Raw genomic sequence first — 9,561 nt, forward strand, 5'->3', positions numbered from 1 at the left:
GCGTAATCTTTAAGCTTTAAACAATTATTAAAGTTAATGCAAAAGTACGATTTTATGAGAAATACAAAGATATTGTCCAGAGATAGGGGACCAGACCGAGTTATTGTTTCTGCATTGCTTAATAAAAAACTGTTTCTTTCCTTAAGTTTACTGATAACCTTCTGAATATCTCGCTGTTTTTCATCACCGTACTCTTCAACATCGTTAATCAATTCTTCCAAAATGTCCACACACTGTAAAAGGGTATCAATTATCTGGGGAGTTACACTAATTTGGTGACTTCTTATCTCCTGTAATAAGTTCTCCATTTCATGTGTTAATTCCGAAAGCTGATTATAGCCCATGGTGCCTGACATACCTTTTAAAGTGTGAGCCGAACGAAATATTTCATCAATAACTTCTTGATTAGGGTTATTTTCTAACTCTAAAAGATATGTATTAAGATTATCTATATGCTCTCTAGCTTCTTCCAGAAATACATCTAAATATTGATTATTCATTCTATTCACCCCTATCATTAATTGCTATATGTAGCTAATTATAAATCATTCAATACCTTTTTCCATAAGCTCCCTTTGTTTTGCAAATATGAATTTAACAATTTTATCACATGTTGATTTATCAATCTCTATGAACTTAATTGCTATATCATATATATTTATATGTCTTTCACGTTTTTTTTCGGTTCTTACTACTTTAGACTTCAATGACATGTCATCCAAAATATCTGGAACTAGAACTTCAATAATGCTCCCTTCCTTTATCATGGAAGAATAAGAAAATTTAGCCCCGCCTGCACTTATATCACGAGTATACACTTGACTCCAGTCATCAGAATTAGGCAATTTTACATATGTTTTTAGAGCGATTTTCAGCCTGAAGTAGCTCCGCTTTTGCTTTTTATACGGTAAACCTATAGGGTGTATTGTAATCACCGGAATAGGATCATATTTTTTATCCTCTATTAAACCCTCTAAACAATAAAAGGAACCTTTTTTTGGAAAATAAACATTTATCTTTTCATCAAGACTTACAAAGAATGTTCTGCCTTCTTTCATAGGCATACCTAAAACAATACAATCTGATATAATATCTTCAACTTTTGAAGGAAAAAAACATTCTTCATTTTCTCTCTGTATACCTAATGTCACCTTCATCCCTATTTCTAGAAAACCGCCACTCAACTACATAACCCCCACGTTTGTTTTAATAAAAGATACGAGTTTTGAAAACCAACCGTCGAGGGTTAAATCTGACTTTGATAATGATTGTTCACCATATATAAGTCTCCTGCTAATATTCATCAAACATTTTGATGCTAAGCTATCCGGATAATTTATAAAAAATGGGGTTTGTTCCATATTTGCTTTGCTAACTGCTTTGTCTTCCAAAACCAAGCCAAGATAGTTGATCTGCATATTTAAAAACTTTTTTGTTGATTTCGATAATTTATCCATGGTATATTCGGCCTCTTTATAATTATCAGCCTTATTTACTATTACATTAATTTTATCGCAATAGCTACGCGAAATCTTGATCATAGCATAAGCATCAGTTACTGCACTAGGTTCTGGAGTTGTTATTACTATTGTTTCATCAGAAGAGTGTATAAAACTTATTACATTCTTTGAAATGCCTGCACTTGTATCAATTATTATTATATCAAAATTATCGGCTATACTCTTGAAACTGTCAATAAGTAATTCGAGTTCTATATAACTAATGTTTGCAAGATTATATATACCTGATGCTCCCGGAAGTATGGAAATTCCCATTGGGCCTTCCAATATTATATCTTGAATTGTTTTCCCAATGGATAAAATATGTGAAAGATTGTATTTGGGATATAAACCTAATACCACATCAATGTTGGCAAGACCTAAATCCGCATCAATTAATAGCACCTTTTTTCCCAAGCTTTGTATGGCTAATCCCAGATTAACCGACAGATTAGTCTTGCCTACCCCACCTTTTCCACTTGTAACACAATAAACCTTTACATTTTTAGAAGGGTTGCTTATGAGATTTTTTTCCGCCATAATTTTTTTTAATTTGAAAGCCTGTTCATACATTTTCGCTTTCCCCCAAAATCATATCCGCAATCTTGTCAGCCGAGGCTATCTCAATATCATCAGGAACATTTTGTCCCATTGTTAAATAAGATAATTTACAACCATTTGATATACTTATAGCATTTAATAGCATGCCATAGCACTTTGTTTCATCAAGTTTTGTAATAATAATTTTTTTATATTGAAGTTCTTTATAATTATTTAATATGTCAACTAAATCCTGATTTTTTGTAGCTGCACTTACTACTATATGAATTTCATTGGGATTTATAGAATCCAATAAGCCCTTTATTTTCTTTATCTGCATGCGGTTATTAGGGCTAAATCCCATTGTATCAACTAATAAAATATCATAATCGTTTGTATCTGCCAGTATATTTTTAATATCTTCAGGACTGTATACAACAAATACCGGTATTTCTAGAAGATCGCCATATAATCTTAGCTGTTCGATTGCGCCAACCCTGAATGTATCTGCTGTTATCATAGCCACTCTTTTGTTTTCATACAAAGAGAAATGTGCAGCAAGTTTGGCAATCGTTGTTGTTTTACCTACACCTGTGGGGCCTACAAATGCAATAGTATTTTTCTTATTTGATAATTCGATGGGCTCGATTATATCAATGAGTGAAACAATCTCATTTTTAACTAATTTATACAGTTCTGCTTTATTGTTTATATCTGTATCTGTAAGATTGTTTTTAGCATTACTTATGATCATATGTATAATATCAGGCGCGACTTGCATTTCAAACATTCTGTCATGAAATTTTTTTAAAGGCAAAGGTACATCAGTATTTGTGCTAATTTCTTGCTGTTTTTGTTCTAAACATAATTTATTAAGCATATTCTTTACTTCTTCAACATCGGTTTTAATCTTATCAATCTTAACAAAATCGGTTAAGTTTTCATATTTTGCGGTTGTATCCGGTAATGTTGGATTTAATGGTTTTTTTGGTGTGTTAAATGTTGAGTTTATATCATTTGCAGCTACAACTTCTACCATGTTTTTTGCGAAAAATCCCATAAATCCTCCCTTTTTGATATGTTTTGTCTGGAGAATTATTGCATCTTTGCCAAGTTCGGTTTTTACTTTATAAAAAGCTTCCTGAACGTTATCAGCTACATAAGTTTTAATTTTCATTTCAGAGTCACCACCCCTACTGATTGTACTTCAACTTCAGGCTCAAGCTCATTATAAGATAAAATTGGTACAAATGAAATATAATCTTCAATAATTTTTTTAAAATAAATCCTAATCATGGGACTTGTTAAAATTATTGGAGATATGCCTTTCGCGTGTAAGTCATTGACGGTTCTTATGAAGGAATTTCTGATTTTTTGAATGATTGTCGGATCTAAAGCTATATATGAGCCATGTTCATTTTGGCGGATAGAATCCAAAATCATATCTTCTATTTGGCTGTCCAATGTTATAACTTGAGCAATTTTACTCGGTATAAACCGTTCTGTGATAACCCTTTTCAATCGTTGCCTTACATATTCTGTGAGCATATCCGGATCTTTTGTCAATGCTGCATAATCACCAAGGGTTTCAAGAATCGTAACAAGATCTCGAATAGGTATATTTTCTCTAAGCAAGTTTGACAATACCTTCTGTATTTCTCCTATTGTAAGCATCTTAGGTACAATATCTTCCACTAATGCCGGATACTGTTCTTTTAAATTATCCAATAAGTTTTTAACTTCCTGACGGCCTAACAACTCATGTGCATATTGTTTAACTACTTCTGTTAGATGTGTAGCAAGCACTGACGATGCATCAACGACTGTATATCCCTTCATTTCGGCAATTTCTTTCTTGTCATCAGAAATCCACATAGCCGGAAGACCAAAAGCCGGTTCTCTGGTTTCCATACCATCTATTTCTATTGGTCCACCTGTTGGATTCATAATCATATAGCTATCTGTCCTCAATTCATATCGAGCTACTTCAACGCCTTTAATTTTAATAACATACTCATTTGGTTTAAGTTGTATATTGTCACGAAGCCTTATCATAGGTACAACTATACCTAAATCGAGAGCACACTGACGCCGTATCATTACTACACGATCAAGTAAATCACCGCCTTGATTTGCATCCGCTAGAGGAATGATATTATATCCAAACTCTACTTCTATGGGATCTACCTGCAGTAAAGAATAAATATTTTCAGGCTTTTTCATTTCATCTAACTCTTTTTCTTTTTGTAGCTGTTCAAGCTTTTGTTTCTCGCGATCAGATGCTTTTTGTAATGACATACCTGCATAACCAAGTGTTCCCGCTAAAGCCATAAAAGGGACAAATGGCAAGCCCGGTACAATCGCAAAAAGACCTAAAGCTGCTGAGGATAATAATAATAACTTGGGATATGCGGTAAACTGCTTTATGATATCCTTACCAAGATGGCCAGAACTTGCAGATTTTGTAACAACTATTCCAGTTGCAGTAGAAATTAAAAGAGCAGGAATTTGACTGATAAGCCCATCGCCCACAGTCAGGAGTGTATATCTATTTAGTGCCTCTGTAAATTCTAAGCCCTGGAATACCATACCTGTAATGAAGCCTCCAATTATATTTATGACAGTAATTATTATTCCTGCTATTGCATCGCCTTTGACGAATTTACTGGCACCATCCATTGCTCCATAGAAATCTGCCTCTCTTTGAATTTCTTGCCGTCTACTGCGTGCTTCACTTTCACTGATAACACCGGCGTTTAAATCAGCATCAATGCTCATCTGCTTACCAGGCATAGCATCAAGTGTAAATCTTGCTGCAACTTCAGCCACTCTTTCGGCACCCTTTGTGATGACCATAAATTGTATAATTTCAATGATAATAAAAATTATAAACCCAACTAAAGGATTCCCTTTAACTACAAAATTCCCAAAAGACTCAATAACTTTACCGGCATAACCATTAATTAAGATTAGCCTAGTAGATGATATATTAAGTGAAAGCCTAAGCAAAGTAGTAATTAATAAGAGAGAAGGGAATATCGAAAAATCAAGTGGCTTCTCCATATTCATAGAAATCAAAAGAATTACCAAAGCCAATGTTATATTAAAAGTCAATAAGAAATCTAGTAGGACTGCTGGAAGCGGTATTATCATCATTATGACTATTGTAATGGCAATTATAGCCATAACTATATCTCCTAGTTGCATTTATGGCCTCCTCTCTTTTAAACTGTATATAAACGCTAAAATTTCAGCAACTGCATTATATAAAGACTCAGGTATTATATCTCCAATCTCCACTGTTTTATATAATGTTTGAGCCAATGCTTTGTTTTCGACAATAGGAACATCCTCTCTTGTTGCAATTTCCTTTATTTTTTCAGCCAATTTATCTACACCTTTAGCCAATACTACGGGTGCAGAGTGCAAAGTGGCATCATAAGCTAAAGCTACGGCATAGTGTGTCGGATTCGTGATGACAACATCAGCTTTCTCCACATCCTTCATCATTCTTCCGCGTGCCATTTGTCTTTGTATTTGCCTAACTCTTGACTTTATTTGCGGATTGCCTTCGACTTCTTTATACTCTTCTTTAATATCCTGCTTTGACATCATAAGACTGGTTTCATATTCATACCACTGATAAAAATAATCAAAAGCAGATATAATCAGTAATGTAATAGATGCTTTAATTCCCACTTCAAATGCTATGCTTAAAGTCAAGCTCGATGAATCAAGTAAATTCATATCCAGCATAAGAGGAAATAAATCTTTATATCTATTTATAGCTGTGTAGACCACATAAGCAACTACTATGATCTTGGTAACTGATTTTATCAGTTCTAATAAACTTCGCCGGGAAAAGATACGCTTAAATCCTTCCAATGGATTTATTCGCTCAAGCTTAGGTGAAATTGGTTCAAAGCTTAACACAAAACCTACTTGCATATAGTTTGAAATCAAGCAAATACTAGATAAACCCAATGCTATAGGTGCAAAGTTTTTACCTGCGAAAATCAATATTTCATATGAAAACATTTTAATTCCTTCAAGGGTGAATATATCTTCCTTATTAATAGTTTCAGTTAGAATATGGTTAAATAAATCCATTATATTTATAACTAAGTTTTTACCAACTATCTTAAGTAGTAAAAAGCCACCAAGAAGAACTAAAGCAGAATTTAATTCCCTGCTCGAAAAAACTTGCCCTCTTTCACGAGCCTTTTGTCGCCGTCTTGGAGTAGCTTTTTCAGTTCTTTCTTCGGCAAACAACTGTAAGTTCACGGCAATACCTGCATTTCTCTAATTGTCATTAATATTTTTTCATAAGTTCCATTGTAAATATAATCCAAAATAACTAGATACATCGGAAACACTATAATCATACCTATCATTCCTATAGCTATTTTTAACGGAAGACCCACTATAAAAACATTCATCTGGGGAACTGTCCGAGCAATTATACCTAGAGAAAAATCTGTTAAAAAAATAATTGCGGTTATTGGTAATGCTATTTGCACCCCTAAGATAAACATATCTTTGAAACTTACCATTATTACATTTAACAAACCTTTTCGGTAAACCGGTTCACACAAAGGCAATAAATCGTAGCTTTTGATAATAGTAGAAATCAGCATATGGTGGCCATTAACCGTTAAAAACAATAATATAGTTAATATATAATAGTAATTTCCCATAAGCGGAACCTGGGTATTGCTTTGAGGATCTAAAACATTAACCATGCCGAAACCCATTTCAAGATCAATAATTCCTCCAGCAAGGTAGATAGATGAAAACAATAGGAAGGCTGAATAACCCATAGTAATACCTGCCAGTAATTCCCTTAAAACACTAGCTGCCACAATCCATAGATTGCTATTTAATTTCAGTTCTGGAATAATCGGATATACTATAAAAGAAAGCAGTGCTGCTAAGCCTATCTTAATCTGAAGAGGAATCTCTCGTCTACCGAAAACTGGTGTCAAAATTAAAAAACCTAAACATCTAAATAAAATAAGTAGATACTTTATTAAAGCTATCTCATAGTTTACATTCATGTTGTTAACCTAACTTAATATATAAATTTAGGAAGATTAGAAAAAAGATTGTAGGTAAACTGTGTTATAACTGTTAACATCCATGGGCCCAATATAACCATAGCAAGCATAACTACAATAATTTTGGGTACAAAGGTAAGAGTTTGCTCCTGTATTTGCGTGGTAGCCTGGAAAATACTGACGATAATTCCGACAAGCATGCCAAGTAACAACATAGGAGCTGAAACAAGTAAAGCTACCGAAAGTGCTTCTCGAGCTATATATATAACCATCTCTTGAGTCATTTCTTCACATCCTTAAAATTGCTTAGTGAAACCCTGCAAGAATTGAATTAATAACCAAATTCCATCCGTCTACCATAACAAATAATAGTATTTTAAAAGGTAAAGATATCATTATTGGAGGTAGCATCAGCATTCCCATTGACATAAGCGTACTGGATACTATCATATCTATGACTAAAAAAGGTATAAATATTATAAAACCCATTTGAAAAGCAGTTTTTAATTCACTTATTATAAACGCGGGAATCAGTACATATGTAGGTATATCATCAAGTGTATTTAAGGGGTGTTCAAGTTTAGCATAATGTACAAAAAGGGCTAAGTCTTTTTCCCTCGTCTGCCTAAACATAAAGTTGCGTAAAGGAATCTGAGACCTCCGTAAAGCTTCAGAAGTATCAATTTCTTGATTCATGTATGGTTGTATGGCTTCACTATTTATCTCGGTCCAAACAGGTGCCATTACAAATACAGTGATAAACAAAGCAAGGCCAATTAATACCTGAGTAGGCGGAACTTGTTGAACCCCCAACCCATTTCTAACAAATGAAAGCACGATTATTGTTCGAGTAAAAGAAGTCAACAATGTTAGTATTGAAGGCGCTAAAGATAATATTGTGAGCAGTAAAACTATCTGTAAGGCCATAGCAGTTTCACCGGTAGTTTCAGCCTGCTTTATAAAAGGGAATGATGGAACTGGTATTGGAATGTCTTGTGGAGCTGCGTATACAATTTTCTCGTAGCATATGAAGCATAAACTTGTACAAGTCATTTTTAGTATAATATTCTTATTAATTTTCATTTTGGTCCACCACGCCTATTTTGTCTGAACTGCCTTTAAGTTTATTTAAATAATTGTTTAAATAAACCGTAAAAACCTTATCATGGCTTTCTTGGTTTGCTTCAGCAGCTCTTATTAATTCTGCTTCTTCACGCCCAACCTTTTCAAGCAAATCTACACTTTCTTTTGTTACACCTAATATAAGCATTCCCTGTGGTGTTTTTACAATAAAGAGACCTTTTTCTCCACCAAGTGATAAACTATCAACAACTTCCATATATTTGCTTTTGATTGTTAACTTCATTTGGCGCTTACCTATCCATCTGACAGTAAAATAGGTTAGCAAAGAAATAACAATAAAAAAAAATAGATAAATGAAAAATGTTATAATATTTATAATTGTTGAATGATTCTGATGTAAAACATCATCAGAAGGATCAATATCATAATTTTTAATGTTGTCGATATTGATAGGCTCGGCAAATATTTGAATTCCAGTAAAAAACATACAACATACAACTAATACACTTAAGCATATCATGTACTTTCTCATTTAAAAACCTTCTTTTAACTTAGGGCCTTTTTTACTGCTTCGATTACTCTTTCTGGCTGGAATGGTTTAACTACAAAGTCTCTAGCTCCAGCTTGTATCGCATCGATTACCATAGCTTGCTGGCCCATAGCTGAACACATTATTATTTTTGCTGAAGAGTCCATTGCCTTTATTTTTTTTACAGCCTCAATGCCATCCATCTCAGGCATAGTAATATCCATGATTACAAGATCTGGTTTTAGCTCATCATACATTTTAACTGCAACAACTCCGTTTTCAGCCTCACCTGAAACTTCATAACCATTTTTGGTAAGTATGTCTTTAATCATCATCCTCATAAAGGCAGCATCATCTACTATTAATATTCCTCCCATTTAAACTCATCCTCCTATTACTGTAAACTCTTAACCCTATCAATAGAATTAATTATTTCTGTTATTCTTACCCCGAAGTTTTCATCTATGACTACAACTTCGCCCTTAGCTACTAATTTACCGTTAACTAAAATATCAGCCGGTTCTCCCGCCATTTTATCTAACTCTATAATGGTTCCAGAAGATATTTCCAAAATTTCCTTTATGGTCTTTTCTGTCCTACCTAATTCAACAGTAACTTCCAATGGGACATCTAATATTAAGTCTAGACTTGAGCTTTGACTCGAAGTCGGCTCATCTTTAAATGTATGAAACTCAACCGGCTTTACTGTCACTTCAGTATTTTGCGCTGATTTTAAAGGTTCTTTTTTAGATATAGTGTCAATAATCTTTGAAAATGTCACCTAAAAGGCATGATTTTTATTCAGTGAAAATGTCACCTTTGACATAAAATAAAAACAACAAAACACGTTACA

At 33.6% G+C, this 9,561-nt stretch carries 11 protein-coding genes and 1 pseudogene; all 12 read right to left on the reverse strand.

The window, feature by feature from the left end:
* On the reverse strand, window positions 1-500 hold a 500-nt coding region (locus BUC45_RS00185), incomplete at its 3' end, for an Hpt domain-containing protein (protein WP_296969192.1).
* 45 nt (window positions 501-545) lie between these two features.
* Window positions 546-1,184 (reverse strand): flagellar brake protein, encoded by a 639-nt coding sequence (locus BUC45_RS00190; protein ID WP_296969195.1) that lies wholly within the window; start codon window positions 1,182-1,184, stop codon window positions 546-548.
* The gene (locus tag BUC45_RS00195; RefSeq protein ID WP_296969196.1) at window positions 1,185-2,072 is read right to left on the reverse strand and encodes a MinD/ParA family protein; all 888 of its coding nucleotides are present in this window, start codon (window positions 2,070-2,072) and stop codon (window positions 1,185-1,187) included.
* Window positions 2,065-3,216 (reverse strand): flagellar biosynthesis protein FlhF, encoded by a 1,152-nt coding sequence (gene flhF, locus BUC45_RS00200; RefSeq protein WP_296969199.1) that lies wholly within the window; start codon window positions 3,214-3,216, stop codon window positions 2,065-2,067. Before flhF ends, BUC45_RS00195 begins: the two co-directional genes overlap by 8 nt.
* Window positions 3,213-5,246 (reverse strand): flagellar biosynthesis protein FlhA, encoded by a 2,034-nt coding sequence (gene flhA, locus BUC45_RS00205; RefSeq protein WP_296969201.1) that lies wholly within the window; start codon window positions 5,244-5,246, stop codon window positions 3,213-3,215. Before flhA ends, flhF begins: the two co-directional genes overlap by 4 nt.
* A complete protein-coding gene (gene flhB, locus BUC45_RS00210; protein ID WP_296969203.1) occupies window positions 5,247-6,323 on the reverse strand; it encodes a flagellar biosynthesis protein FlhB in 1,077 nt (358 codons plus the stop codon).
* Entirely contained in the window at window positions 6,320-7,096 is a 777-nt protein-coding gene (gene fliR, locus BUC45_RS00215) for a flagellar biosynthetic protein FliR (RefSeq protein WP_296969206.1), read from the reverse strand. Before fliR ends, flhB begins: the two co-directional genes overlap by 4 nt.
* 14 nt (window positions 7,097-7,110) lie before the next feature.
* On the reverse strand, window positions 7,111-7,380 hold the full coding sequence (gene fliQ, locus BUC45_RS00220) for a flagellar biosynthesis protein FliQ (RefSeq protein WP_296969209.1): 270 nt from the start codon (window positions 7,378-7,380) through the stop codon (window positions 7,111-7,113).
* Window positions 7,381-7,402: 22 nt separating this feature from the next.
* Entirely contained in the window at window positions 7,403-8,179 is a 777-nt protein-coding gene (fliP, locus tag BUC45_RS00225; protein WP_296969211.1) for a flagellar type III secretion system pore protein FliP, read from the reverse strand.
* Entirely contained in the window at window positions 8,169-8,711 is a 543-nt protein-coding gene (locus tag BUC45_RS00230; RefSeq protein WP_296969214.1) for a flagellar biosynthetic protein FliO, read from the reverse strand. Before BUC45_RS00230 ends, fliP begins: the two co-directional genes overlap by 11 nt.
* A gap of 14 nt (window positions 8,712-8,725) precedes the next feature.
* Window positions 8,726-9,085 carry a response regulator gene (locus tag BUC45_RS00235; RefSeq protein WP_296969217.1) on the reverse strand — a complete coding sequence of 120 codons (360 nt, stop codon included), beginning with the start codon at window positions 9,083-9,085 and terminating at the stop codon, window positions 8,726-8,728.
* Between the two features lie 17 nt (window positions 9,086-9,102).
* Window positions 9,103-9,465, reverse strand: a pseudogene (gene fliN / locus BUC45_RS00240) (flagellar motor switch protein FliN); the annotation flags it as partial.
* Window positions 9,466-9,561 lie beyond the last annotated feature (96 nt).

It is taken from the genome of Tepidanaerobacter sp. EBM-38 (genome assembly GCA_001896545.1).
In the GTDB taxonomy this organism is placed as follows: Bacteria; Bacillota; Thermosediminibacteria; order Thermosediminibacterales; family Tepidanaerobacteraceae; genus Tepidanaerobacter.

What these genes read in the sequence shown, in the direction of transcription:
- BUC45_RS00235 (WP_296969217.1), bottom strand. Translation starts at nt 9,085, where the DNA reads ATGGGAGGAATATTAATAGTAGATGATGCTGCCTTTATGAGGATGATG.
- fliQ (WP_296969209.1), bottom strand. Translation starts at nt 7,380, where the DNA reads ATGACTCAAGAGATGGTTATATATATAGCTCGAGAAGCACTTTCGGTA.
- flhF (WP_296969199.1), bottom strand. Translation starts at nt 3,216, where the DNA reads ATGAAAATTAAAACTTATGTAGCTGATAACGTTCAGGAAGCTTTTTAT.
- flhA (WP_296969201.1), bottom strand. Translation starts at nt 5,246, where the DNA reads ATGCAACTAGGAGATATAGTTATGGCTATAATTGCCATTACAATAGTC.
- BUC45_RS00195 (WP_296969196.1), bottom strand. Translation starts at nt 2,072, where the DNA reads ATGTATGAACAGGCTTTCAAATTAAAAAAAATTATGGCGGAAAAAAAT.
- BUC45_RS00230 (WP_296969214.1), bottom strand. Translation starts at nt 8,711, where the DNA reads ATGAGAAAGTACATGATATGCTTAAGTGTATTAGTTGTATGTTGTATG.
- fliP (WP_296969211.1), bottom strand. Translation starts at nt 8,179, where the DNA reads ATGAAAATTAATAAGAATATTATACTAAAAATGACTTGTACAAGTTTA.
- fliR (WP_296969206.1), bottom strand. Translation starts at nt 7,096, where the DNA reads ATGAATGTAAACTATGAGATAGCTTTAATAAAGTATCTACTTATTTTA.